General features: G+C 45.0%; 1 protein-coding gene. It reads right to left on the minus strand.

The window, feature by feature from the left end:
* The coding region (locus ACFQ8Y_RS22710; protein ID WP_430586804.1) for a poly-gamma-glutamate hydrolase family protein at positions 1-291 on the minus strand (291 nt) is incomplete at both ends.

Consider the following 291-nt stretch of genomic DNA (forward strand, 5'->3'; position numbering starts at 1 on the left):
TCCGTCCCACCTACTAAAATATGCTTTTCATCTGAAGCATAGCCATGTAGCGACAACGTGAAATCATGCTGGCTTAATAGTTCAAGGGCTTGAGGCTCATCAAAATTCGTGCTAGTGATATGCAAAGATGTATTTCCTGATGCCTTCAATCCTTCAAATAGATACGTGGAATAAGATTTACTTAGCTCCCTGGCAAGCTCACTTGTTCCACCCTCAATCCCGCCGCCGTGAGGCGCAAAGATTAGGACAGACGTTCCAAGCTCTCGCGTGAATATGTTGTAATTCACGGGA

Origin of the sequence: Isoptericola sp. NPDC056605, from assembly GCF_042792795.1 — a bacterium.
In the GTDB taxonomy this organism is placed as follows: domain Bacteria; phylum Actinomycetota; class Actinomycetes; order Actinomycetales; family Cellulomonadaceae; genus Isoptericola.